This window comes from Kocuria sp. KH4 (assembly GCF_053711175.1).
Genome location: NZ_JBSJYX010000005.1, coordinates 53,342 through 79,223, shown reverse-complemented (window position 1 = coordinate 79,223; position 25,882 = coordinate 53,342). Strand labels below are relative to the sequence as shown.

Genomic DNA, 25,882 nt, shown 5'->3' with positions numbered 1-25,882 from the left:
GCGGGGAGCGCGAGAGCGCCAAGAATTCGCGAGGAGCTCAGGATAGTCCTCCGCGCGCGGGGTTCCGGCGCTCCACGGTTCCGGGCGAACTGACCAGACGCTCTGGACAAAGGTCTACAGCGGAGGCCGCTCCCCACACGCAGCAGAGCCTGACAATAGACCTTTGTCCGGTCCCCCGGGGACCATGTGGGGACAGAAACCGCCTCCCACATGCGGAGTCATCCGGATACGCTCGTACACACCCACCCGCTCCGTATCCCCCTCGACGGACAAGCGAGAATCGAATGACTCCCACCCCCCTGTTCACCGCCGCCCAGCACTACCTGCGCTCCGGCTCCCCCGCCGGTCTCACCGTCACCCGGTTCGAGATCGTCGACGACGTCGCCGAGCTCACCGGCGCCTTCACCCCGGAGGCCCTGGAGCGCGTGCTGCGCTCGCAGCTCGGCTCCGTGGAGGCTCCCGCCGACTGGGACTGCCCCCAGGCTTGCACGGAGGCCGGCTCCCCCACGTGGGCCTACGCCCTGGAGCTGTCCCGGGTCTTCAACGAGCACTACTTCAGCCATGTGCTGCTGGAGCGCCACGAGGCCGGCTTCGAGGCCGTCCTCGCCGCCCACGGGCACGCGGGCACCCCCGTGGTTGCCAAGCCGGACTACACCCCCGCGTCCCTGCTCCCGGCCCTGCGCCGCCTCAAGGCGGAGCACCTGGGCCGCACAGAGGACCGCTGGTCGGCCCGCGCCGCCTAGCTCCCCGAGGAGCGCTGTCCCCCCGTTGGGGGACGGCGACCACCCGCCGCCCCCGCGGGGGTCATTCTCCTGCCCGACGCCGTGAGCCCCGTCACCACTAGGCACGACGTCGCTCCGCGGATTCGCGGCAGAGCTTGATGCAGACGCAAACACGGTTCGTCATAGAGCCGGTTTCATTGATTTGCGCCCCTAAACTGGCCACAAGTGCAATGCAGCGCGCGGTCCACCGTCGCTCCCCGGGCCGGGAGTCGACTTCCCCAGGTGGCCGCGCGCTTTTTCGGGGAGGGAGCACCACCATGCTCAAGGCCAGCCAGGTAGCCCACACCACTGCCGACCACCACGTCGAGGACCCGATCGACCAGCTCCGCCGGGTCGACGCCGAGCGCACGCCCGCGTCCGAGACCGGGTGGCGCTCCGCGTACCTGACCCGGCTGCGCTGGGCCGACGCCCTGGCCGTGGCCGTGGCCCTGCTGGGCACCCACCTGTTCCGCTTCCAGCTGGAGCACGCCGGCCTGGACCTCGGCCCCCGCTCGGTGCCGTATGCGGTCGTGGGGCTCGTCCTCGCCCTGGTGTGGTGGACCCACCTGGGCCTGCGCGGCGCCCGGGACGTGCGCCTCATCGGCCACGGCCTCGAGGAGACCCGGCAGGTGGTCCTCTCCAGCCTCATCCTCTTCGGCGCGCTCGCCATCATCTCCTTCGGCTTCGACATCCCCACCGCCCGCAGCTACGTCCTGATCGCCCTGCCCCTGGGCATCGGGCTGCTCATCCTGGGCCGCTTCGTGGTGCGCCACCGGCTGGTGAAGGCCCGCTACCGCGGCGAGGCCCTGTCCCGCACCATGGTCGTCGGCCGGCTCGGCGGCGCCACCGACCTGATCAAGTCCCTGCGCCAGCACCCGACCTCCGGGCTCGACGCCGCCGCCATCTACGTGCCGGAGACCCGGCAGCCCATGCCGGCGGAGCTACAGCGCATCAAGCTGCCCACCAACGCCCTGCCCGCGGGCGAGCGTCCCTCCGTGGAGGGCATCATGGCCGCCTGCCAGCAGCACGACATCGAGACCGTGGTGCTGTCCTCCAACGTGCCGCTGAGCACCACGGAGATCCGCCACCTCAGCTGGGCGCTGGCCGACGCCCACATCCGGCTGGTCATGGACACCGGCCTCACCGACATTGCCGGCCCCCGCATCCACATGCAGCAGGTGGCCGGCCTCCCCCTCATCCACGTGGCCACGCCGCGGCTGAGCCGCAGCCGGGCCCTGACCAAGCGCCTCATGGACATCGTGGGCTCCGCGGCGGCCCTGCTGCTCCTCTCCCCCGTCCTGCTGGCCCTGACGCTGATCGTCAAGGCGCACGACCGGGGCCCGGCCTTCTTCGCCCAGGAGCGCATCGGCCAGGACGGCTCCCGCTTCCGGATGCTGAAGTTCCGCAGCATGCGCACGGACGCCGAGGAGGTCCTGCAGCGTCTCAAGGAGCAGAACGAGGGCGCCGGCCTGCTCTTCAAGATGAAGGACGACCCCCGCGTCACCGGCCCCGGCACGTGGATGCGCCGCTACAGCCTGGACGAGCTCCCCCAGTTCTTCAACGTCCTCAAGGGCGACATGTCCCTGGTGGGCCCCCGCCCTCCGCTTCCCACCGAGGTGGACCAGTACGAGGACTACGTCCACCGCCGGCTGCGCGTGAAGCCCGGCATCACCGGCCTCTGGCAGGTCTCGGGCAGGTCCAACCTGGACTGGGAGCAGTCGGTGCGTCTCGACCTCTACTACGTGGAGAACTGGTCGCCCGTCCAGGACATGCTGATTCTAGGACGCACTCTCAAGGCCGTCTTGGCCAAAGAGGGCGCCTACTAAGGCGCCCTAGCCTGTGCCCATTGGACGTTGTTCCGGACCACTTGGCAGGATTGCCGGTGTCCAAGCAATTCGAAGTGACGCACACCCCATCTATTCCATTGACGCCTATCCCCGTTTCCATCCGACCCATGACATCCACCCATATAAAGTAAGTGTGAACTCAAACACGATCCATTCGACGACTCGCCGAGGAAACCGCAGGACGATGAATACCAATGACGCATGGCAAGTCACGATCCCTTTTCTGCAAGCTGGCGTTCCGAGTACCCCGAACACACGCTCTGCCTCTAGTGAAGGTAAACTCGACGACTATTATCAGGCTATGTTTGTGACGTTTGCCTCGTTAGCGCGTTTCAATCCAGATACTCAGCTCACCCTAGCGAGTAACCGGCTGCTACCCGGGCGGTACCGAGATATGTACGCGTCAATAGGTGTTCACACGCAAATCGTGCCTTACACACGACACATCCCTCCACACATACCCCCAGCGTTCGTCGCGTCACTGTACTACTTAGATGTGATTCGGGAATTACGGGGTGACCAAAACGTCGTGCTAGACCCGGACATACTATGTGTGGACAAGCTCGACTTCATAGACAAACTCGAACAGAACCAGCTAGGTGGAATTCTGCTTGATTATGACCCCGCCCGCAGGGTCAACGGACTCAGTCAAGCGCAAGCATCTCACTTACACTCCAAATTGGGACTGCCCCTCCAAGTACCCGATTACTATGGAGGTGAAATCTATGTGCTGCCCTCTGCTCTGCTGACAGAAATAAGCGGATACGCCGAGTCAGCCTGGCAGTACACCTAGGAGCAAAGCGATGGAAAAAATCCGTGCTTCTACACCGAAGAGCACATTATGAATTTCGTTCTGGCACACTTTTCCGTAGTAGATTTGAAGCGGTCCATCCGGCGTGTTTGGACCACTCACAGGCACCGAACAGTAACCGGGGATGAGAGCAAGCTGTCCCTATGGCATCTGCCGGCCGAGAAGGGACGTGGATTTCGCAAGACGTTTCCATTCGCGTTGGATACCGAAAGCTGGTTCTGGCAGACAGGGCGTCAAGACTTCGTCAGGCGCTCCGCCTCTATTATGGGCATCGACCACCGATGTCTTAGTAGATGGATCCCTGACCAGCTGGGAAACTTGGCCAACGTAATCCTCGGCGCTAAGCAGTAAGGCACTAATACCGGAATAAGCACTATCCTGGATCCAACCACATCAATCGGAAGAACAAACCAATCTTGATCATCGTCTCGAACGCTGGCACGCATCCGGAACCCGCACATCTCACAGCTGGCCTGGCATCAAGTGGAACTCGGATCACATACATGACCAGTGCATCATGGGCCTCCGACTCTAAATTAATGGTCAGGGCCGACAGCACAACAGCTCGAAGATTAAGGTTTGCCGCCCAGATTAGGCGACGAAAACTGCCGCGTCCCATCAAGGCCGCTGATGTCAAGGTGACCACCCCCGCCTTGGATGCGCTGTTCCAAATCCTGATGAAAGCGGACCTTAACAGCAGAGACCTGGTGCTGGCGCAGCGCAATCAACGTCATCGCAGGAAAGTCGCCGCGGCGGTGACTAATGCTGACGGTCTTGACGCCATTATCGCCCAGTATCATTCCGGTCTTGAGCCGTTCCAGGCGGCCGCTCAACGCACGACGAAAATACTGATGTACCCAATAGCCCACCACAGCTGGATGCAGGAAACTATGCGGACGGAAGCGGAAAGTAATCCGGAGTGGGCGCATTTCCTTCAGGGTTACAGAATGCCGTTGTGGAAACAGACACTTCTGGACGCGGAAATTCAGCTCGCGGACAAAATTATGGTTCCTAGTTCGTTCGTAAGGTCCACTTTCATGCACGCGGGAGTTGACGCCGAAAAACTCGTGGTTCAGAACTTGGGGGTAGATCTGCCGCCCACAGACACGCCATCAATGGACCGCTCGCAGCATTCATCCTGTAAAACCACCTTCCTCTTCGCTGGTCAGGTCAACCAGCGGAAAGGAATTGGGTACATCTTGGACGCCTTTGCGCAGATGGAGACCAAGGACACGGAACTGCTGATCGCAGGACACGCCAGCGCCGAGATGCGCGACCGGCTGTCCAGGTATGCCCGCGTCACCTACCTAGGCACGATGCCGCGTCAGGAGTTATTTGCCGTGATGGCACAGGCAGATGCGCTGCTATTGCCCAGTTTTGCCGAAGGATTCCCCTTGACGGCTCTCGAAGCCATGGCCAACCAGTGCGTACCTATCGTGAGCCAGTTTACATTTGCCTCGGACGTCATTCGGGATGGAGAGAACGGTTTCGTGGTGGACGCAGGCTCCGTTGAGCAGCTGGTGCAGCGTATGACCAACGTCGTAGACGATCAAAAGCAGACCCGAGCCATCAAACTGAATGCCCAACAGACAGCAAGGGGGTACTCTTGGTCGGCCTATGAAAAAAACTCGGCTAGTGCAGTTCAGCTTTTAATCCGCGAAGGCGGCGCCGGATTGCGCGATTAGAAAGGCATCTTCCATCTTGTCTCATCTTTCGCAGTTTTATGCCCTGCTTCGTGACTGGACACGTGTCATTTCGGACGCCCGACAGGACAGCCGGCGATCTGGGGGAAGCCGCTATGTGTATGTAATGATGCTGCTCCACAGAGCCCAGCATGAGTTCCAGACAGAAAATTCCAGCCGTGGCTGTGTCGCTATATGCAACATCATGCAGAACGCCCTCGTGTACTATCCACGTCACATTGAATTGCCCTTCTCCACGGTCGTCGGCGTTGGTTTGAGACTCCCACACCCCAAAAACATCACCGTTAACAGTTCGGCGAGAATTGGAACCTCATGCACTATCTATCACAACGTGACTATCGGAGCCCTTGAAGGTGATGCAAACGCCGCTCCGACCATTCAAGACGACGTCATCATCGGCACGGGAGCTGTCGTCCTCGGCCCGGTGACGATCGGCTCAGGCGCAAAGATTGGGGCGAATGCCGTCGTGACCCGTGACGTACCGGCTGGCGCCACCGTGATAGGTACCAATCACCTTTTGCGGAAATAGGACAGTCTATGTTGCAGGCCAGAAAATTCTTCAGTGGTAAAAATGCCACGCTTTTACTGGACCAGGTGGTATGCAGTGCGAGCAATGCAGCTGCTGTTATGGTGGCCGCATTCTTTCTTTCGGGCGACCAGCTCAACCACTATGTGACAGTTCAATTGATTGGCACTTCACTAATCGGCCTTCAACGGTCTATTTTTTTGGATCCCTCCTTGGTGGTCACCGGGAATGGAACTGCGAATGTGGCATACGGCAAGTGGCTCTGGCGTTCCTTAGGGCCATGCACAGTCGTAGCGCTGAGCATTGCCTACCTGCTTGAGATCTCCTTCTTCAGTCCCCTAACCGTGCTATCAGTCCTTTTCCCCTTGGTGCAAGATTGTCTTCGGTATCGGAGCCTGGCGCACGGGGCATATGCTCGCACACTGGTTTCGGACGGCGTCTGGTTGATCGCTCTCCTCCTGGGCACGATACTTTATCGGCCGGACTCTCCTGAGGTCATGCTGGCCCTGTGGGGAATGAGTGCAGCCATGTCTGTGCCCGCTTTGCTCTTTCGTCTACCTTCGGCTCGGCAAATGTCATTAAGGGCACCACTGGCATTGGGCAGGTACCAAGTCGCTGAGTGGACCATCGCCAGCCTGACTTCGGTTGCACCGTTACTTGTCGTTCAAGCTGTGTTGCCTGTGGGTAGTGTTGCGGCGTTCCGACTGGCGCAAACGGCCATGGGCCCTCTCAACACACTGAACAACTTCGTGATGGTGCGTTTCCTCCTGGGGAGTTCTACCCTGCAAAGCCACGACCGTCTTGGGATGCAGCGGGTTGTGCGACATTCCTCCTTAGCAATTTCATCTGTAACTTTAGTTTATGGCGCACTGGCCTGTTTGGGGTTCTACCTGGCGCAGCCGTGGCTCGATTCGACCATCGTGACACAGGTGGCATACGCGGTTCCGGTCACCGTGCTGGCCGCCGTGCTAATGAGTCCCTGCACTCCTTACCTTGGACTTGCCCGTTCGTTGTCGCTGCAGCGACTCACAATCACGCCACGTTTCGTAGTCCTAGTTTTTAACGTCCTTGCCACGGCCGCTGGTTTCTGGCTCTGGAGCCACTACCGCTTCGACCCCCTGGTGGTCACTGTCCTTGTCACGTCAATGGCATCTGTCGTGACTTACAGGCTAATGTACAAACGGACGCTTAGTCGGGCCGCGAGCTCCAAGTGCCCCTGAGACAATTCACTACGGTATTACTAAGGTGCGACACGCCAGATGCGTGTCATTGACATGATGGTTGTTATGACATTTGCGCCTCGCACCGGAGTCTGCGGCGTTTTTGTTCGTCTTCCAGACATGCGCTACCGCAGTTTGGCGGGTTATATATCTGAGGTATCAGCATCACCCGCGGCTTAGAAGCTACCCTGACCTTAGGTGAACCGGGATTTTTGGGAGCCGCTTGGAACCTTTTTCGGTTCTAGTTCATCTTTCTGGTCTCGGCTACCTTCACATCGATAGATGACAGGTAGGGTGTCATGTCGCGGGGATCACGGCGGGCTTTTTCATGGCCTCGTGCTGGGTGGGGTCAACCGCCCGAACCAGGCTTGCCTTCAGGGCCGGGAATAGGTCCGCTCGGTCCCAGCGACCATCGCTATGCGCAGTTCGTTGCGGGTCGCCGCGAAACCGCGCTAGAAAACGTTCCTCTTTAGTGGGGCGAGGAGAGTTGTCATGGCCTCCATGTCCCCGGCCGCACTCTCCTTGGATTAGCCCGCATCAGCAGAACTTCTTCTGACTTGGCAGAAGCCAGGGCAGGAAGCTGGGCGTGTCGAGTTAGCGGGGTCCCACCGTCGGTCCGCGATCAGGTCGTCGTACTGAGGTTGGACGGCAACCGTGGGGTGCACGACGCCGCCCTGGAACTGAGCATCAATTCATGAGACGCTGCGGAACTGAATGACGTCGACTCTCCGGAATCGTGTAGCCAGCTCAGCTGTCTTTAGCATTGATGAGCCGTTCGAGCTGGCCGGGTTGCATTGGACAGTCGCCGAACGCAAGATGCACAAGGGACTGCCGCACGAATAGGTGACACCCGATCTGGATTGCCCGCTGGGCGGCCTGGAAGGATGTTGCTCTGCCCGCTCCCTATCCCCATGAACTATGTGACGTCGTCGTACGCCTGCCCCGCACTCGTGAAGACGGCGTGACACCGGCGCAGATCACCAAGGGCTTCGGCATCCACGATATGACGCTGTCGAGGTGGATGCGCCAAGCCGAGGTCGAGGACGGAGAGAAGCCCGGCATGACAAGAGCCGACTCCGCGGAAAACCGTGAGCTGAAGAAGCGGATCCGCCTCCTCGAGCAGGAGAAGGATGTCCTACGCCGGGCAGCGGCCTACCTCTCGCAGGCGAACTTGCCGGGAAAAGGCTCCACCCGCTCATGAGTGAGCTGGGCGCCGACGGGATCTCCGTCGCTGTGACGTGCCGGATGCTCGAGCACTCCCGCCAGCCCTACTACCGGTGGCTGGCGGGCGAACGCCCTGTTCGACGCCCAACAGGATGACCCCAGATTCAGTTACTGCTTTCTGGCCGATGAGGCCAAGGACGCCGGCGAGGTGATGTGTGAGCGCAGCGCGTGGCCGATCTGCCGGGACAACCGCTGGTGGTCGCCGTTCGGGAAGAAACGGGCGAAAAACGGCAAGAATCCCGGGCCACCGGTCCAGGACGACCTGGTGGAGCGCGACTTCACCGCCGTCGGGCCGAACCAGCTGTGGTTGACCGACATCACCGAGCACCAGACCGCCGAAGGCAAGCCGTACCCGTGCGCGACTAACGATGTCTACTCCGGACGGATGGTGGGCTATTCCATCGACTCGCGGATGAAGTCCAGCCTGACGGTGCAGGCACTGCACGACGCGGGCACGCGCCGCGGTGATGTGGCCTGCTGCATCGTGCATGCGGACCGCGGGTCGCAATTTCGTGCTCGGAGTTTCGTGCACGCTTCGAACCGGCACGGACTGGTGGGCTCGATGGGCAAGATAGGTACAGCCGGGGACAACGCCGCGATCGAGAGATTTTTCACCCTGCTTCAAAAAAATGTCTTCGCCTGGCGGTCCTGGGCGAGCCGGGACGAGCTGCGGATCGCGGTTGTCACCTGGACTGAGCGGATTTATCACCGGCGCCGCCGGCAAGTCCGTCTGGGGCGGTTGACCCCATCGAGCACAAAACCATGATGAAGCCCGCCGTGACCCACGCGGCATGAGACCCCACCTAACACCTAACGGCGCAACAGTCCCCCAAACCGCACCCCACCTGGCGAGCACCGCGATGAACCACCAGCCGACGACCCTGACCCACAGGGGGAAGTGCCCGTAGAAGAGCACGGGGGCCGGCTGTTGGGCTCGATGACCACGCCGAGGCCGATATGCCCCGAGAGTGCGGGGCACAGCAACAGCAGCCACCCCCCTGATGCCGAGGTCGCGGGCAAGCTTTCGATGGGGCGACATAGAGCCTCCAATGTGAAGAGCCACCCCGCGGGGTGGCTTGTGATCGTGTGGTGTACATGAACAGCCAGGAACGAGATCTGCTTGTGGCGCGTAAGGTCCAAGGGCGAGGCCATGCCAACATTTACACTTGCTTAATACACCCCCCGGTACTGCACCCCCCGAGCGGAGCACCTATGAAGCGATCCACGCTGCCCATCCGCAGGGCCCTCAATGAGATCGAGCCGGAGTAGATCACCATGATGATGAACCGCCCCTCGACCCCGCAGCGCATACACCTGCTCGCCATAGCCCGCACGTTGCTCTACGCGGGGCTGTTCATGGTGTCACTGTTGGTGATCCGCATCGGTGGCCAGATCACCGTCGGGGACGTGCTGCTCATCGGCGCGTTCCTCGTGACCGCCGCCGACGTTGCCTTAAATGGGCGTCCCATCAAGTTCGGCAACGGTGGGGTGGCCGCATTCGCGTTGCTTTTCGTGGGGGGAGTGCTGACCAGTTTCGTGGCCGCCAACCCCTCAGGCAGTGCGACCGTGGCGGCCAGGGTCGCACTGTTGGCATTCCTAATTCCGTGGGCGATGACCGTGCTGCTCGACACCCGGCGAAGGCTCGCCACGGGGCTCGGTTTTCTGGCCGCGGGCGCGGCAACTTGCGGCGCCGGCTCAATTGTCCAGCTGCTTGTGGGCGACATCATCCCCGGTTCACAAACAACCACAGGCGGCCGGTTCCCGGGTTTCGCAGTGCACGTCAGTGACACAGGTGGGGTCGTCTGTCTCGCCGTGGTCTACGGCGCCGGCCTGCTGTTCTCCCGAGGTACCGTGCGGCGGCTCGCCGGTGTGCTTTCCCTCGCGCTCGGCCTCGTCGGGCTGATCCTTTCGGGCAGCGTGTCCGGGATGATCGCCGCCGTCGTTGGGATCTTCGCCCTGCTCATCTGGCACCGTCTGCACCTGGGCAAGATCCTCGCCCTGGGCGTACTCATGGTGGCCGGTGCCTCATGGGCGATCTCCGCGATGGCGGTTCAGGACAACGCCCTCACCCCCGTCGAGCGGATCAAGCAGGCCACCGGACTGACCGGTGGTGACGCCGGGCTCAACACGAGCGCGACCCGGTGGGAAAGCATCGTCGCCGGGTGGGAGGGGTTCATCCAAAACCTGTTCCTCGGGGCCGGGTTGGAACCCGCCGCCGCCGTCACAGCTGTGGATCTACCGGCGCACAACTTTTTCGTGGCGGCGCTATACCAGGGCGGGATGATCTTCACCGTCGGCCTGGTGATCATCCTGGTGCGGCTCGTGTGGCGTGGCCTGCGGTCGGCCTGGCAGCGCGGTGTCCCGGCAGCTGCGGCAGCTGGGATGATCACCGCGTTGGTGTTCGCGATGACCGCCCCCAGCTTCTTCAACCGCTACTTCTGGTTGCCGATCGCCCTGGCCGCGGTGGCGTATCAGGTAGAGCGCACCCAGACCCGGCCGGTTAGGCGACGTTCGTTCGCCGCCTCGACCGCTCCGGCGTTGGTTGGCTAAACGGTATGTAGTGACCACCTGGGTTCGCCGGGGGTTGCGGGCCGGGGCCTCACGCACACAGATTCGTGGGTTATCGAGCAGAGGCCGCCTGCTCGGCCTATCCGACATGTGCGAGAGGCCCCGGTGTTCACAGAGCGTACGAGCGTAGGCCCGGATGTGTACGCACGATCGGTCGCAGCCGCAGCGATCGACGGTGCCACCGGCGAACTGATCCAGGTGAGACTGACCACTAATCACGACCACATCCGCAGCTGGATCGGGGACCTGCCAGGGCCGGCGGCGGTGGCCTACGAGGCTGGCCCCACCGGGTTCGAGCTGTCCCGGATTTTGAATGACAACGGGATCTGGTGCGTGGTCGCGGCTCCATCGAAGCTGCAGCATACTTCCGGTCAGCGGACCAAGACCGATGCACGGGATGCAGTGCACCCGGCCCGGCTGCTGCCCCTGGACGAGATCACCACGGTGACGGTTCCCATGTGGAGCAAGAAGCCGCCCGGGACCTGGTGCGGGCCAGGGAGGACTGCCACGGGGACCTGATGCGAGCCCGCCACCGGGTGTCGAAGCTGCTGCTGCGCCACGGCGTCGTTTACACCGACGGGGCGGCTTGGACGGGCGCTCACCACGGCTGCCTGGCCCGCCAGCACCTGGGAACACCGGCGATCCCGATGGCCTTCGACGCCGAGCACGAGACCGTGCTGGCGACTTTGGGCCGCGGCGACCGGCTGGATGCGACGATCACCGCGATGGCCGTCGACTCCCAGTTCACCCCGGGTCGTGCATCGGGTGCGCTGCTTGCGCGGGATATCCGTCCTCACCGGCTTCACCCTGGCCGTCAAGGTCGGTGACTGGCACCGCTTCACCGGCAACACCCACGCCCGCCGACTGCTGGTCGAAGCCGCCTGGCACCACCGCCCTGCCTACAGGATCGGGGCCACCATGCGCACCCGGAGGGACAAGCCCCGGTCGCGGCCCGGGCTTGCGGGGACGCCGGCAATCAGCGGCTGCACGAGCGCTGGGTGCGGATACTCGAGCGCAAGAAGCGCCCCACGGTCGCCAATGTGGCCATCGCCCGGGATCTGGCCGAGTGGTGCTGGTCGCTGGCGGTGATGGGGGACTGATCGGCCGCCCTTAAGCTGGTCCCTTGACGCTTGATCCGCAGGCAGCGCGTGGAACGATCCGCGAAACAACAATGAGCAGCACCACGACCGCTGTCGTGGTGCGACGCTGGATCCTAGACAAGCGGTCCGCTCCGGCCGAACACCATCCAGTGGTACACATCCCGCGCATATCAGTCTGACCGCGCGTCGCCACCGACACGCTCCCCAGGCAGCACCGGCCGGGCCAAAAAAGGCGCCGTCCGGAAGCCATCCGAACGGCGCCTCACCCTGCCCTCTTGACAGGAACTCCCTACATATCAGTTATTGCTGAGCATGAGGTTGTTGCCACGGGTATGCCGATGAAATAAGGAACGGGCTCCCCACCACAGGATGGAAGTTCTTACACCGTCCGTCCGCAGCAAAAAAGACTGTTCATGCCTCACATAAACGCACCATTGACCCCAACCGGCCGACTGCGGATGGTCCTGCCCCGTCTTCGCGATGGCATTCCGAAGGCGCATATGGCCGCGGAGTATCGGGTTTCCAGGCCTACGGTGACCACGTGAGTGACCCACTACCTCGCCCCCGATGAGGCGGGGCTGGTTGATCGGCCCTCGACCCCGCACACCAGCCGTACCCGCACCCCGGTAGCGGTCCTGGAGCTGATCGAGTCCCTGCGGCATGAACGGAAGTGGTTGGCCAGATGGATTCACCGCCACCTGCTGGATCTCGGGTAAGAGCTGCACCTGCGCACGGTGGGCCGGTGGCTGGCCCGCTTGGGCATCTCTCGGCTGCGCGACCTCACTCCGGACGGGGATGACCCGCGGCACCCACCCCGGCGGATCCGTGCGGGGCGGCCGGGGTACATGGTTCATCTGGACATGAACAAGCTCGGACGGATTCCCAACGGCGGCGGTGAGCGCGCCCACGGCCGCAGATCCACCGCCGCGAAGGCGGCCTAGCGTGGTCCCGGGGCGAAGGTCGGCTACACCTATCTGCACTCAGCCGTGAACGGCTTCTCGAGATTGGCCTACACCGAGGCCCTTGAAGACGAGCGGGCCACCACCACGATCGGGTTCTTCTGCCGGGCGAGAGCCTTCTTTGCTACCCACGGCATCTCGCGGTTGCACCGGATCGTGACCGACAACGGCGCCAACTACCGGGTCAAGGACTTCACCCGGTGCGTGGAAGCCTTTGCTGGCAGGCACCAGCGCATCAAGCCATACACACCGCGGCCCAACGGCAAGGTTGAGCGGTACAACCGGCTGCTGGCCGAGGAGGTGCTCTACGCCCGCCCCTACGCCAGCGAGCAGGCCCGCCGGGAGGCGATCGAGGTCTGAGTGAATCATTTCAACTACCATCGGCCGCATGCCGCCTGCGGTGATCAACTCCCGCCTCACGTACCCCGGACCGCGCCAGTAACGTCATGCTTTCTTACAACCAGGTCCTTCAGGTCCACACTCACAGATGCAGCATGCAGATGCACAGCGACGGCAGTCAGTAGCTCTGCGGGGGTACAAGATCCGGAAAATCGTCCTTCTGCAACACGAATACTCCACCGGTGTTAGGCAAAAATTAGGACGTGCCCCGAAGAAGCGCCACAACGCCCTCGGTATAACGGCGAGTCATCTCGTCGAGCGTTGGGTAATCCCAGGAACTCGCTGACTCGTCAACTGGCGCCTGTCGCGCTATCCGCAAAACCATATCCGCGTATGCGCGCGGGTCGTCTGCAGACGTCAGGCGGGAAACCCCTTCAACGAGATACTCGCTCTCGGGTGCGTGCCACGGCCAATCCGTTGTAAGAATTGGCCGACGGGCCACTAAAGCGTCCACGGCGACCAAGCCGATGCGTCCTGGCATTAAGATCGCCCGGCTGTAAACTAGGGCATCCGCCTTGCGGCGGGTGTCCACCGGCCCAAGGTCCACAACCTGGCCGCGCTTGACCGCAGGATCCAGCAACTTACGCTCTGCGCCGGCACCGCCCACTAAAAGCCGAATCCTAGGATCCTCCCCCCACAAGATGTCTAAGGCGTCGGCGAGGAAGGCAATGCGCTTACTGGAGTCCAGGCCGCCGACGAATGAAAATGTGTGCCGGCGCTGACCCCCTCCAAGGAAGGCGATACGGTCGACCGTACATTGCGTTGTTTCACACGCGTGTTGGAATGCCGCTGTGTCCACGGTGTTCATGACGGTGGTCACCTTTTCCTCCGGCACACCTCGACTCACCGCATCTGCCGCGCCGCCGGGGGTATAAGCAAATATATGATCCGCTAATCTCATTTGAAGTGTCTCAAGCCCTAGGTCCACGGGGTGTCCCGGGGCTACGTATGGCCGGACGTGTCCCCAAAGTCCAACGCGCACTCCGGTAGCACGAGCCATGAGCAAGCACTGATACACCGGAATCGACGATCCCTCCAGTCCGAGAATCACAGCATCAGTGTGCTGCCACGGAGTTGGTCGGATGCTGAAGTCGACGGAGCGCCTGCCGACGGTCAAGGTTTTTTGCTGAATGGGTATCAGCCAGTCAGGCCGAACCGAATCTCCCCGGCCGGCCTGATCGCCTCGAGGTACACCAGCGGCCACAATGCAGTCCACTCCCTGGCTGATGAGCACTTGGCGGAGCCGCTCAAAAAATGGCACGCGATATGTGGGCACGTAGGGCTGGACAATTACCACTCGCCGAGTCATGCCGGCGACTCCTTCAGCTTGTAAGCAGTGATGTAGATTGAGAGAAGTTTTGCGGCCACCGATGGCATCGAATAAGTCTTCTTGACGGCTCTGCGAGCGTGATAACCCATTTCGAGGCGTAACTCAGGATCTGCCAGCAGCCGTGCCAATGCACGCTCCACATCTTCCGGATCGTCACTGCAGACAATGCCCGCGCTCTGTTCCTGCACCATGGGGGCGAGTCCGCACGTGTCCGTGACAATCACTGGTAGGCCTAATGACATGGCTTCGAGCACAGCCATGGGGAAGGGCTCGTCTGTGGAAGGCAGAACGTAGACAGCGGCCTTCCGCATGCGCTCAAGTGTCTTTTCGGGCGCCACTGAGCCTGACCATGTGATTCTGCCCATGCCGTTTTGCCGTTGCAGTGCGGCGCGGACAGCCTTACCTTCTCCCTCATCCGCCCCAACGAGGGAGAAACGCGCAGTGGGAAAGACGGTGCTTAGGGCGCCAGCCGCTCGGACGAAAACCAGGGGCCGCTTCCGAGGATGCAGCCGCGCAAGGTAGAGGGCTTCTGGCGCGACATGCGGTCCTTTGGCATGCTCTGTCGCCGGGGACTCCGGCAGTGGCACACCATTGGGCAGGTGGGCGAGGCGGAGGTGCGCTCCCGCCACATCGATCAGGTCTGCCTGTTCTCGATCTGTCAGATACATGACACATCGTGCGGCGCGGAGGACCGGCCGTGTGAGTATTCGATCCAGGGGTACGCCCAAGACATTGTCGGTGTGGTCGATCATACCGTGGGTCTGGACGACGAGCGGTTTTTTCGCCAGTAAAGCAATGGCTGCTACTGGAAGGGTTACCAGGTCACGCGCAAGATGTACGTGAATTACATCGACGTTGCGCATTGCGCCTCGAAGCCAATTGAGAAGACTCGGTGAGGTGAGGCCGGCAAACCCGGACTTCGGTATCACTCTGCGAGCCGGGAAGAGATGCACCGGAAAGCCGTCGAATGCGTCCGGCAACGGACCCTCAAAACCACCTGCAGCAGCAGCAACCACCACCTCGTGACCCATTTCGCTGAGCGCCTTAGCTTGATTGATGGCCACACGCACTGGGCCGCCGTAGGCGCCGTCCGGGCTGATGTAGGTGACGACCTGGAGGATCCTCACGACTGTGCTGCCTCGGGTCGGCCTCTGAAACGTTGTCCTTTGACTTCGGTCGCCGGAGGACCTATGACGAGGTTTGGATCGATGTTCTGGTTCACCAGCGTCAGCGGCTGCACCAACGCCGACCGACCCACCGTCACTCCTCCGGTGACCACGCAGCGAGAGGTGACCCAGGCGCCGTCGTCGATGGTCACCGGCCGGGTGATGAGGCCCATGTCCTTGCGGTGGGCGTGGCTGCCGGTGGTGATGAACGTTTCCTGGGATACCACGGCGTCGTGCCCGATGGTGACCTGATCCTGGTTGTGGATCCACACGCCCTCGCCGATCCAGGAACGATCACCGATCTCCAGGTTCCAGGGGAACTTGATGCGGGTGCGGGGCCGGATGATGACGCCGTCGCCGATCTTCGCGCCGAAGGCTCGGAGGGCCTTGGCGCGGAGACCGGAGCTGATCTGCCACGGGTTCGTGACGAGAACGAGCTCCGTGGCGGACCAGAGGTAGATCATCCACTTCGGGCGGTTCCATGCCTCGCCCTCGCCGGGGGCTCGGGAGAGGTCGATGACCGGGACGTCGGTGTCGGCAGGGCCGTGCTCGGCGGGGGATGCCATGGGTACCTCTGCGAGTGGGGGGCGGGGGGGGGTCATGTGAGCTGAACCACGGCGCGACGTGGGGCGTCGTCCCGGAGCTGAATGCGCTCACATGTATCGTTCGATTTATACCCCATCCCCCTCGGTGGGCCGCTGATCCCCCTCGGCGTTGCTCCCAGTGTGACGAAAGCACCCCCATGCCCCCACGTCTGACGATCATCGGCATCAACTACGCACCCGAGTCCAGCGGCAACGCCCCGTACACCACGGCCCTCGCCAAGGGCATGGCCGAACTGGGCTGGGACGTCAAGGTCATCACGGGGTTCCCGCACTACCCGCAGTGGCGCGTCCATGACGGTTACGAGGGGCGCACGCTGAAGGAGGAGCAGGACGGCGTTGAGGTTCTCCGGCTGCGCCACTACGTGCCTGCGGAGCCGAAGCTGCTCAACCGTCTGCTGATGGAGGTGCACTTCGGCCTCCGTGCCGCCCTCGCGGACTGGGGACGGCCGGATGTCGTCCTGTTCGTCAACCCGGGGCTGTTCTCCTCGGGCGTGGCGTCCCTCCGGGCGAAGCTCGGCCGGCGCCGTCCCGGAACGGCGATCTGGATCCAGGACCTCTACTCCCGCGGGCTCGAGGAGGTGCACACTTCGGCCGCTGCGCTGGCCCTCGTCATGCGGAAGGTCGAAGGGCTCGTCCTGCGGGCCATGGACCGGGTGATCGTCATCCACGACCGGTTCCGCCGCCACGCGGTCAACGAACTGGGCGTCGCCCCGGAGCGGGCGCTCATCCACCGGAACTGGTCCCACATCACGCCGCAGCACGCCATCGACACGGCCGCGGTCCGCGCCGGGCGGGGTTGGTCCGAGGACGAGGTGGTCGTCCTCCATGCCGGCAACATGGGTGTGAAGCAGTATCTGGAGAACGTCGTGGACGCCGCCCGGCTCGCCGACGAGCGCGGCTCCCGGGTGCGGTTCGTCCTGCTCGGGGCCGGCAACCAGTTGCAGCGCCTCAGGGGGCTTGCGGAGGGCATCGAGAGCCTGGAGTTCATCGATCCCTTGCCCGACGAGGAGTACACGGCCGCGCTGGCGGCCGCCGATGTCCTGCTCGTGAACGAGAAGCCCGAGCTGCGGGAGATGTGCGTGCCGAGCAAGCTGACGTCCTACTTCGCCACGGGACGACCTGTCCTGGCTGCGGTGGACGACGAGAGCTCGTCCGCCGGCGAGATCGAGTCCTCCGGCGCCGGACGGGTCATCCAGTCCGGGAATCCCGCGGGGTTGCTGGAGGCCGCCGAGGAGCTCGGCGGTGACCGCGCCACGGCGTCCGCGATCGGCGGTCTCGGGCCCGCGTACGTCGCAGAGCACTTGGCGGCCGATACGGCCATGCGCCGGTGGGACGACGTGCTCCGATCTTTGACGCAACATGTCCGCCGCTGATCACCGGCTTTGCCGGTTGATTCACTAGCATAAAGCTGTCCCCCCAACGGCCCACGCCTCATCCCCCCGAAGGACGATCATGCACGCCACCCCCAAGAAGGCCTTCATCACGGGCATCACCGGTCAGGACGGCTCCTACCTGGCGGAGCTGCTGCTCGCCAAGGGGTACGAGGTCCACGGTCTGATCCGCCGGGCCTCCACGTTCAACACCCACCGGATCGACCACCTGTACTCGGACCCCCACGAGGCGGACGCGAAGCTGTTCCTGCACTACGGCGACCTCTCCGACGGCTCCCGGCTGGTGACGCTGATGGCGCAGATCCAGCCCGACGAGGTCTACAACCTCGCCGCCCAGTCCCACGTGAAGGTCTCCTTCGAGGAGCCCGAGCACACCGGGGACACCACCGGTCTGGGCACCATCCGCCTGCTCGAGGCGATGCGCCTGGCCAACGTGGACGCCCGCTACTACCAGGCCTCCACCTCCGAGCTCTACGGGGCGACCCCGCCGCCGCAGTCCGAGACCACCCCGTTCTACCCCCGCTCCCCCTACGGGGCGGCGAAGATCTACTCCTACTGGATCACCAAGAACTACCGCGAGGCCTACGACATGTTCGCGGTCAACGGGATCCTGTTCAACCACGAGTCCCCCCGCCGCGGCGAGACCTTCGTGACCCGCAAGATCACCCGGGCCGTGGCCGCCATCAAGGCCGGCCAGCAGGAGAAGCTCTACATGGGCAACCTGCAGGCCATCCGCGACTGGGGCTACGCCGCGGAGTACGTGGAGGGCATGTGGCGGATGCTGCAGGCCGACGAGCCCGAGGACTTCGTCCTGGCCACCGGCACCCCCTGCACGGTGCGGGAGTTCCTGGAGATCTCCTTCGACCACGCCGGGCTGGACTGGCGCGAGCACGTCGAGTTCGACGAGCGCTACCTGCGCCCCACCGAGGTCGACGCCCTGATCGGGGACCCCGCCAAGGCCAAGGACAAGCTCGGCTGGGAGGCCACCATCAAGGCCCCCGAGCTGGCCAGGCTCATGGTGGACGCCGACATCGCCATGCTGGAGAACGACGCCTGGGTCGACTCCGTCGAACTCGCCTCCTGGGCCAAGTGACGGGAGAGTCCACCGTGACCGCACAGACCACCGAAGAAACCACCGAGGGAACAGCAGACACGACGACGTCGTTCGTCCCCGGCCCGCTGGATCGCACCGCACCGTTCTACGTGGCCGGGCACCGCGGGCTGGTCGGCTCCGCGATCTGGCGCCGGCTGCAGGCCGAGGGCTTCACCGACCTCATCGGCCGTACCTCCGCCGAGCTCGACGTCAAGGACCGCGAGGCGGTGTTCACCTTCTTCGCCGAGGCCAAGCCGCGCTACGTGGTGCTGGCCGCGGCGAAGGTCGGCGGGATCCTGGCCAACAACACCTACCCCGTCGACTTCCTCTCCGACAACCTGCGGATCCAGGTCAACGTCCTCGACGCCGCCCTGGAGCACGGGGTGGAGCGGGTGCTGTTCCTCGGGTCCTCGTGCATCTACCCGAAGCTGGCCCCGCAGCCGCTGAAGGAGGAGTACCTGCTCACCGGGCACCTGGAGCCCACCAACGACGCCTACGCGATCGCCAAGATCGCCGGGATCCTGCAGATCCAGGCCGTGCGCCGCCAGTACGGGCTGCCCTGGATCTCCGCGATGCCCACCAACCTCTACGGGCCCGGGGACAACTTCTCCCCCACCGGCTCCCACGTGCTGCCGGCGATGATCCGCCGCTACGAGGAGGCCCGGCTCACCGGCGCCGCGTCGGTCACCAACTGGGGCACCGGCACCCCGCTGCGGGAGTTCCTGCACGTGGACGACATGGCCGAGGCCTGCCTGCACCTGCTCGAGCACTACGACGGGCCCGAGCACGTCAACGTGGGCACCGGCACCGACGTCACCATCAAGGAGCTCGCCCACCGGGTGGCCGAGGCCGTGGGCTTCGAGGGCCGCATCGAGTGGGACACCACCAAGCCCGACGGCACCCCGCGCAAGCTCATGGACGTCTCCAAGCTCGCCGCGGCCGGCTGGTCCGCCCGGATCCCCCTTGAGGAGGGCCTGCGCACCACCGTCGACTGGTTCCGCGAGCACCAGGACGGTATCCGCGAGTGACCGTCACGCAACCCCCCACCCCCGAGCCGATCCCGAGGAGAACCATGGAGCACCTTGACGCAGAGCGCGAAGCCCCGGCGCTCGATGCCCGGGATCTGCTGCGTCTGGTGCGCACCCACTGGCGGGCCATCACGCTGATCACCCTGCTGTGCACGCTCCTGGCCCTGGGCTGGACGCTGCTCCAGCCGAAGATCTACTCGGCCACCGCGTCCGGGCTGGTCGTGGCGACCGGTGAGCAGGACCTGGCCAGCGCGCTCGCCGGGAACAACCTGGCCCAGTCCAAGGCGGTCTCGTACGAGTCGCTGGCCACGTCCCGGCCGGTGGCGGAGTCCGTGATCGAGGAGCTCGGCCTGGACGCCACGCCGGAGGAGATCCTGCCGCGCATCGCCACGGACGTTCCCGTGGACACCCCGGAGCTGCGCATCACCGCGGACGCCGAGGACCCCACGGAGTCGGCCGATCTGGCCAACGCCTGGGTCGTGGCCCTGGCGGGTCAGGTCCAGGAGCTGGAGAGCCAGGGCGACGAGGACGCGATCAACCGCGTGGCCGTCCAGCCGCTGAGCAACGCCTCCCTGCCCCTGGCCCCGTCCTCGCCGAACCTCAAGCTCAACCTGGCCCTCGGCCTCGTGGGCGGTCTGGGACTGGGCCTGCTCTACGCCTTCGCCCGGTACAAGATGGACCGGCGGATCAAGTCGGTCGAGGAGATCCGGGACGGCTTCGGCGTCTCGGTCCTCGGGGTGATCCCCACGGACGAGCGGCTGGTGGGCCACCGCGAGATCATCGAGACCGGCTACTCCGGCGGCCGCGGGCACCACGAGTTCTCCGAGGCGCTGCGCGAGCTGCGCACCAACCTCAGCTTCGTCTCGGTGGACAACCCGCCGAGGATGATCGTGGTCACCTCCTCCCTGCCGGGTGAGGGCAAGTCCTCGATCACCGCGAACCTGGCGGTGGCCATCGCCTCGACCGGGCGCAACGTCGTCGTCGTCGACGGGGACCTCCGCCGCCCGGTGATGACCGACCTGTTCGGCCTGGTCCCCGGCGTGGGCGTCACCGACGTGCTGACCGGGCAGGTCCAGGTGGACGAGGTGCTGCAGACCTACGACCGGTTCCCGAACCTGCAGGTGCTCGGCGCCGGCCGCACCGCCCCCAACCCCACCGAGCTGCTGTCCTCGAAGGCCATGCACGCCATGCTCGAGACCCTGGCCGAGGACGCCCTGGTCCTCGTGGACGCTCCCCCGCTGCTGCCGGTCACCGACGCCGCGCTGCTCACCGCCTCTGCGGACGGGGCGATCATCGTGGCCACCGCGCAGAAGACCACCACGGACGAGCTGTCCAAGGCCCTGGAGAACCTGCACCAGGTCCGCGGCACCGTGCTCGGCGTGGTGCTCAACCGCGTGCCCACCACCGGTGCGGACGCCGGCTACTACGGGTACTACGGCAAGTCCTACTACGCGAGCTCGGACGACCAGCCGGCGCCGAGGACCGGTGCGCAGCCGGTCGTCCCGGCCCCGGCCGCCGCTCCGCCGGCGCCGTGGAAGGAGCCCACGGCCCCTGCCGCCGAGGACGCCGCCCCGGCCCCGCGGGCCGAGCGCTCCACGGAGCAGGACAACCCTGAGCACGAGACCTTCGGGATCGAGGCGTGGGGGCGCCCCGGCTCGACCACCGGGTCCACGTCCACGGGACACTGACCACGTTCAAGATCTCGTCCCACCCAGGCCGCAGGGTGCCCTTCCCGTCGGAAGGGCACCCTGCGGCTTTGATTACTGTTCTGGGTCATCGAGAAGACGGACCTTTTGTTACGTCGAGCCCTACTTTGTGAGCACAGGCACGTGGCTTCCGGACGGTGGACGAGACGCAGCCACCGCTGCAACATCCGAGCCGTTCTCCAGGTTGTAGCGGACTTGAACCCTTCTATCCGCTCGTCCACATTCCTGCTGCACCACGCCAATCCGCGCGACGATCAGCTTCACGAGACACCGGTTGATCACAGCGACGGATCGCCCTACGCGGCGGTCCCACTGGCAGGTTCTACCATTCTGCTTTTGGCCCGCTCGCGTCGTTCGATCAATCGCTCCGTCTTGGCCCAACCATTGTGTCCCAGCAACGCACGGTAGGCAGCCTTCCAACCTGCGACGTACCACAGGATCGCGTAGAGCACGTAGACGTGCATGAGCAGCAGCGCCTTCAGCCGTCCTAGGCCGTGACCCTTCTCTTGTCCCCAATAGACGAGGCTGAACAACAGGGCGGGGCCAAAGGCGACCAAGTATGCCGACAGCCACCACGTCGAGTACACGACCGTGCCCAGCAAGAATCCGGCTGCCAGTTCAACTATCCACAGTGCGAAGGCTGCGCTGAGGAAGGAGGTCAGCAACAGCAGGAAGGGGCTGGTGAGGTGGTACAGCAGGTCAGCCCTGCGTATGCCGACGAGGTTGTGCAACACGGAGGACACCATGGACCATGACTGCAGGTGTCCCTGGAACCAGCGGGTGCGCTGCTTGATCCAGCGCTGGATGTCCACCAGGCCCTGCTGATGCACCGAGGAGGTGGAGCAGAACTCAGTGTGCCATCCGTGGAGGATGAGCCGGACTCCAAGATCCAGGTCTTCGGTCAAGCTGCGCGACCATGGTGAGGTACCCAGGTCGTTCAATGCTGAGAACCTCACGAACTGTCCGTTTCCCCCCAGCCCCACGCTGCCCAGGTGCCGCCGGCCTCGTTGAAAAATGTGCGTGTAAAGCACGAACTCCAGATCTTGCATGCGAGCCAGGAGATTGCGGTCCCGGTTGTTGATCCTCACTCCGATCTGCACAGCCCCCAGCTGCTGGTCCGCGAACAGGGGCATCACATCCTGAAGTGCATGCGCATCCAGCCTTCCATCAGCGTCCATCACGCACACGACCACGTCAGAGGGTTTCCAGTTCTCCAGGATCGGGCTGGCCCGCAGATGCTGAATGGCCGCGTTCAAGGCCTCGCCCTTGCCCTGTCGTGCTTCAGGCAGCACCCGTTGCAGCAGATGGATCCGAGGATCTGGATGAGCCCTGACGATTGAAGCAGTCTCGTCATCAGAGCCGTCATCGATGACGAGAATGTGCAGAAGCGGATGGTTCAAGCTGACCAGTCGATCCAGACTCGCCCCGATCACCCGGTCTTCGTTGAGGCAGGGAATCACGAATACCACGGGAGTCTCTGCATGCGCGTATGGCCCATGGTGCGTGCGCATTCGAGCGTATCCAGGATCCCGTCGGGACAGTACGAGCAGCAGCAGGCTGTACAGCACGCTGAGTGTCACCAGCAGGATCGCCAGGCTCAGGACGGGGTCGATCGGCTGATCGAACAGCATGACAGTCATGGCGGTACTACGCGGTGAGAACGTGCGGCTCAGCGGTGGGCTCCAGCTCCTCGAACCGCCTTGGGGTGGCCACGATATGCCGGAAGCCGCGCAAATAAGCGTTGACGGCACTGATGCGCGTGAGGGCGGCAGAGATCGTCACTGCGCTCAGCATGAACGTCAGGTACGCCAAGAACAGCCCCATGGCGACGGTGAGCATCACGCGCTCCCCTGCCTGCAGGATCGACTGCGCCGATTCTACGTACGGAACGATATCTGCGGGCATGACAAAGACAGACAGCACGAACAGCTCCTGTGGACCGAGACCGGCCCATCCCCCCGACAGGCCAATCGGCTCCATTCCCCCCAGGAAGAGCCGACTCCACTCAGAATGACAGGGCTCGGTGACGCGTCACAAGACCATCAATCGGAGGCGCCACATATCTACACATGTGCCTGCATGCAAACGCCTGCGCAGAGGTAGTCCCGAACCTGGACTGGGCACAGCACTACCGGCCACGCCAGGAGACGTCGTGAGGCTCCGTGGGCAATGCCCGAGCAATGCGTCTCGTCCGCTGATAACTGGTGCTCCCTGAAGAAAACACAAAATGTCCAGCATGGAACAGTTGCCGCTTCGGGATGGCTGTCCGAATTCCCTGGAGAAGCCCTTCGCCGCAGATGAGTGACCTATGCAACCAGCGGCTGGTGCCAAATCTCAGCGACGACTTGATGATCTATCGGACACAGGGTGGTGAGCATCGAGATCGACCGTCCGTCACATCATCAGTTATGGAAGCGCGGATCAGTACCTCGACGCCGCGCAACCGCACTGATGGGGCAGGCGCGTTCGCGTCATACAGTGGCCGGGATGCAGGGTCTCGCCTACGAGCGAGCGGCCCCGTGGACGTCGGTCAGGTCGGCAACCGAGCCACCACTGTCGTATCGGCGTTGCCCGTGGTTGCACCGGTTTTCTACGGAATCAGCAGGCCTACGGCTGCGCCCGAATTGATCTGTAATGGGGCACCACAATCACATGGTGGGTCGGGGCCGCGGGTTCACTGCCCAGCGGCCTCCGGGGCGTTCATGTGGGCGATCTGGATGAGGTTGCCGCAGGTGTCGTCGAGCACCGCAGTGGTCACGGGGCCCATTCGCGCCGGCTCCTGCACGAAGCGCACCCCCAGCCCGGTGAGCCGCTCGTACTCGGCCTGCACGTCCTGGACGGCGAAGCTGTTGAACGGGATGCCGTCGGCCACCAGCGCCTCCTTGAAGGGCCGGACGGCCGGGTGCTCGGAGGGCTCCAGCAGCAGCTCCACCCCGTCCGGGACCTCGGGCGAGACCACGGTGAGCCAGCGGAAGGGCCCGGCCGGCACGTCGGTCTTGAGCTGGAAGCCGAGCTTGGTGGTGTAGAAGTCCAGGGCCTTCTGCTGGTCGTCCACGAAGATGCTGGCAGTGGTGATTCTCATGGCGTGTCCTTCGGTGCGGGCGGCAGGGCGTCCAGCCACTGCCGCAGGTCGGTGAGCGGGGAGGTGTCCAGGTGGTGCACCGTGGTGCGCCCCCGGACGGTGCGGGTGACCAGGCCGGCCTCCCGCAGCGCGGCCAGGTGCTTGGTCACGGCCTGACGGGTCAGGGACAGGCCGTGGCCGGTGGTCAGGCGCACGGTCAGCTCGAAGAGGCTCTGGTCGTTGCGCGCGGCCAGCTCCTCGAGCAGGATCCGCCGCGCGGGGTGCGCCAGCGCCTGGAAGAGGAGTTCCACGCACCCAGGATAGGCAACCCCGGAGTTGCTGATCAAGGGTGTGCTGCCGGATGACGACGGCAGCACGCGGAGCGGGGGACGTCGCGCGTCCCCCGCTCCGCGTGCTGCGGTCCGGTCAGACCCGGGTGCCGACCGTGACCAGGTACTCCATCTCGAAGCGCGCCCGGTCGGCGCTCCCGCGGTTCCACTCGTCGCAGAGCCGGTCGATCGCCGCGTCGAACTCCGCGGCCCGGCCCTCCCGCGCCGCATTGGCCCGGGCGGCGATGGTGGGCCCGTAGTTGGCCTTGAAGTGCTCGCCGAAGTCGCGGGCCCGCTCGAACGCCGTGACCTCGAGGACGTCCCGGCGGACCGTGGCCAGGTCCACCCGCCCGCCGAAGAGCCCGCGCTGGTGCTCCTCGCTGCCCCACAGCGGCGGCGGCTGCACGCCCGGCGGCGGGGCGGGGGCGAAGGGCTTCATGGTGCGGAAGAGCTCCCCCACCATGCCCTCCGGGGTCCAGCAGAGCAGCGCGAGGGTGCCGCCGAGGCGGGTCACCCGCACCAGCTCGTCGGCCGTGCGCTGGTGGTGCGGGGCGAACATGGCGCCGATGGAGGACATCACCACGTCGTAGGAGCCGTCCTCGAAGGGCAGGTTCTCCACGTCGGCCTCGACCCAGTCGAGGTGGAGCCCGGCGGCCTCGGCGCGGCGGCGGCCGACGTCGAGCAGTTCGGGCGTGAGGTCGCTGGCGGTGACGCGGGCGCCCGCCGCGGCCGCGGGCAGGGAGGCGTTGCCGGTGCCGGCGCCGACGTCCAGGACCCGCCGGCCGGGGTCGATGCCGGCGGCCTCGACGAGGCGCGGGCCCAGCGGGAGCAGGAACGTCTCCACCATGGCCGGGTAGTCGCCCGAGGCCCAGATGGCGCGGTGCTTGGCCTTGAGCTGCTGGTCCGCCGTGGGCGTGCCGGGTGCCGGGGTGCTGAGGGTCTGTGCCATGACGGGGTCTCCTGCTCGGTGGTGCGAAAGCCTCGGGTCGAGGCCTGCTGCTGGTGTGCGGTGAAGTGGTGTCACGCCATCCAGCATCCGCCGGCCGGCGGGGCCG

19 protein-coding genes and 2 pseudogenes are annotated in these 25,882 nt (G+C 64.4%); 13 read left to right on the top strand and 8 right to left on the bottom strand.

Features of this window, described 5'->3' with window-relative positions:
* The first annotated feature begins 284 nt into the window (after nt 1–284).
* The 9 genes and pseudogenes from ACWCOM_RS05705 to ACWCOM_RS05665 form a co-directional block, all read left to right on the top strand.
* Nucleotides 285–743 (top strand): hypothetical protein, encoded by a 459-nt coding sequence (locus ACWCOM_RS05705; RefSeq protein WP_454547770.1) that lies wholly within the window; start codon nt 285–287, stop codon nt 741–743.
* A 296-nt stretch (nt 744–1,039) separates the two neighbouring features.
* A complete protein-coding gene (locus ACWCOM_RS05700; RefSeq protein WP_454547769.1) occupies nt 1,040–2,587 on the top strand; it encodes a sugar transferase in 1,548 nt (515 codons plus the stop codon).
* A gap of 1,470 nt (nt 2,588–4,057) precedes the next feature.
* Nucleotides 4,058–5,104 carry a glycosyltransferase family 4 protein gene (locus ACWCOM_RS05695; protein ID WP_454547768.1) on the top strand — a complete coding sequence of 349 codons (1,047 nt, stop codon included), beginning with the start codon at nt 4,058–4,060 and terminating at the stop codon, nt 5,102–5,104.
* Nucleotides 5,105–5,228: 124 nt separating this feature from the next.
* A complete protein-coding gene (locus ACWCOM_RS05690) occupies nt 5,229–5,651 on the top strand; it encodes a serine acetyltransferase (RefSeq protein WP_454547767.1) in 423 nt (140 codons plus the stop codon).
* A gap of 8 nt (nt 5,652–5,659) precedes the next feature.
* Nucleotides 5,660–6,868, top strand: a complete 1,209-nt coding sequence (locus ACWCOM_RS05685) for a hypothetical protein (RefSeq protein ID WP_454547766.1) — start codon at nt 5,660–5,662, stop codon at nt 6,866–6,868.
* Nucleotides 6,869–7,760: 892 nt separating this feature from the next.
* Nucleotides 7,761–8,887: pseudogene (locus ACWCOM_RS05680) on the top strand (IS3 family transposase).
* 480 nt (nt 8,888–9,367) lie between these two features.
* A complete protein-coding gene (locus ACWCOM_RS05675; RefSeq protein WP_454547765.1) occupies nt 9,368–10,642 on the top strand; it encodes an O-antigen ligase family protein in 1,275 nt (424 codons plus the stop codon).
* 476 nt (nt 10,643–11,118) lie between these two features.
* Nucleotides 11,119–11,487, top strand: coding sequence for a hypothetical protein (locus ACWCOM_RS05670; protein ID WP_454547764.1), 369 nt, complete (start codon nt 11,119–11,121; stop codon nt 11,485–11,487).
* Between the two features lie 686 nt (nt 11,488–12,173).
* A pseudogene (locus ACWCOM_RS05665) lies at nt 12,174–13,180 on the top strand (IS481 family transposase); the annotation flags it as partial.
* Between the two features lie 134 nt (nt 13,181–13,314).
* On the opposite strand, the gene ACWCOM_RS05660 reads toward ACWCOM_RS05665, so the two are convergent.
* The 3 genes from ACWCOM_RS05660 to ACWCOM_RS05650 all read right to left on the bottom strand — a co-directional run bounded on the left by ACWCOM_RS05660 (nt 13,315) and on the right by ACWCOM_RS05650 (nt 16,180).
* Nucleotides 13,315–13,938 (bottom strand): glycosyltransferase family 4 protein, encoded by a 624-nt coding sequence (locus tag ACWCOM_RS05660; RefSeq protein ID WP_454547763.1) that lies wholly within the window; start codon nt 13,936–13,938, stop codon nt 13,315–13,317.
* 485 nt (nt 13,939–14,423) lie between these two features.
* Nucleotides 14,424–15,575 (bottom strand): glycosyltransferase, encoded by a 1,152-nt coding sequence (locus tag ACWCOM_RS05655; RefSeq protein ID WP_454547762.1) that lies wholly within the window; start codon nt 15,573–15,575, stop codon nt 14,424–14,426.
* The gene (locus ACWCOM_RS05650) at nt 15,572–16,180 is read right to left on the bottom strand and encodes an acetyltransferase (RefSeq protein ID WP_454547761.1); all 609 of its coding nucleotides are present in this window, start codon (nt 16,178–16,180) and stop codon (nt 15,572–15,574) included. The genes ACWCOM_RS05655 and ACWCOM_RS05650 overlap by 4 nt, the downstream gene beginning before the upstream one ends.
* Before the next feature lie 176 nt (nt 16,181–16,356).
* Here ACWCOM_RS05650 and ACWCOM_RS05645 point away from each other — a divergent pair, with 176 nt between their 5' ends.
* From ACWCOM_RS05645 to ACWCOM_RS05630, 4 genes are all read left to right on the top strand, one after another.
* Complete coding sequence (locus ACWCOM_RS05645) at nt 16,357–17,592, top strand: glycosyltransferase (protein WP_454547760.1); 1,236 nt, start codon at nt 16,357–16,359, stop codon at nt 17,590–17,592.
* Between the two features lie 79 nt (nt 17,593–17,671).
* Complete coding sequence (gmd, locus tag ACWCOM_RS05640) at nt 17,672–18,703, top strand: GDP-mannose 4,6-dehydratase (RefSeq protein WP_454547759.1); 1,032 nt, start codon at nt 17,672–17,674, stop codon at nt 18,701–18,703.
* 14 nt (nt 18,704–18,717) lie between these two features.
* Nucleotides 18,718–19,731 (top strand): GDP-L-fucose synthase family protein, encoded by a 1,014-nt coding sequence (locus ACWCOM_RS05635; RefSeq protein WP_454547758.1) that lies wholly within the window; start codon nt 18,718–18,720, stop codon nt 19,729–19,731.
* Nucleotides 19,732–19,775: 44 nt separating this feature from the next.
* Nucleotides 19,776–21,419: a polysaccharide biosynthesis tyrosine autokinase gene (locus ACWCOM_RS05630; RefSeq protein ID WP_454547757.1), complete on the top strand. Its 1,644-nt coding sequence runs from the start codon at nt 19,776–19,778 to the stop codon at nt 21,417–21,419.
* A 314-nt stretch (nt 21,420–21,733) separates the two neighbouring features.
* Here the strand turns inward: ACWCOM_RS05630 and ACWCOM_RS05625 are convergent, their stop codons facing one another.
* The 5 genes from ACWCOM_RS05625 to ACWCOM_RS05605 form a co-directional block, all read right to left on the bottom strand.
* Nucleotides 21,734–23,077 (bottom strand): glycosyltransferase, encoded by a 1,344-nt coding sequence (locus ACWCOM_RS05625; RefSeq protein WP_454547756.1) that lies wholly within the window; start codon nt 23,075–23,077, stop codon nt 21,734–21,736.
* Nucleotides 23,078–23,084: 7 nt separating this feature from the next.
* Entirely contained in the window at nt 23,085–23,360 is a 276-nt protein-coding gene (locus ACWCOM_RS05620; RefSeq protein WP_454547755.1) for a hypothetical protein, read from the bottom strand.
* A 751-nt stretch (nt 23,361–24,111) separates the two neighbouring features.
* The gene (locus ACWCOM_RS05615; protein WP_454547754.1) at nt 24,112–24,519 is read right to left on the bottom strand and encodes a VOC family protein; all 408 of its coding nucleotides are present in this window, start codon (nt 24,517–24,519) and stop codon (nt 24,112–24,114) included.
* A complete protein-coding gene (locus tag ACWCOM_RS05610; RefSeq protein ID WP_454547753.1) occupies nt 24,516–24,809 on the bottom strand; it encodes an ArsR/SmtB family transcription factor in 294 nt (97 codons plus the stop codon). The genes ACWCOM_RS05615 and ACWCOM_RS05610 overlap by 4 nt, the downstream gene beginning before the upstream one ends.
* A 115-nt stretch (nt 24,810–24,924) precedes the next feature.
* Nucleotides 24,925–25,776 carry a class I SAM-dependent methyltransferase gene (locus ACWCOM_RS05605; protein WP_454547752.1) on the bottom strand — a complete coding sequence of 284 codons (852 nt, stop codon included), beginning with the start codon at nt 25,774–25,776 and terminating at the stop codon, nt 24,925–24,927.
* Nucleotides 25,777–25,882: the final 106 nt, after the last annotated feature.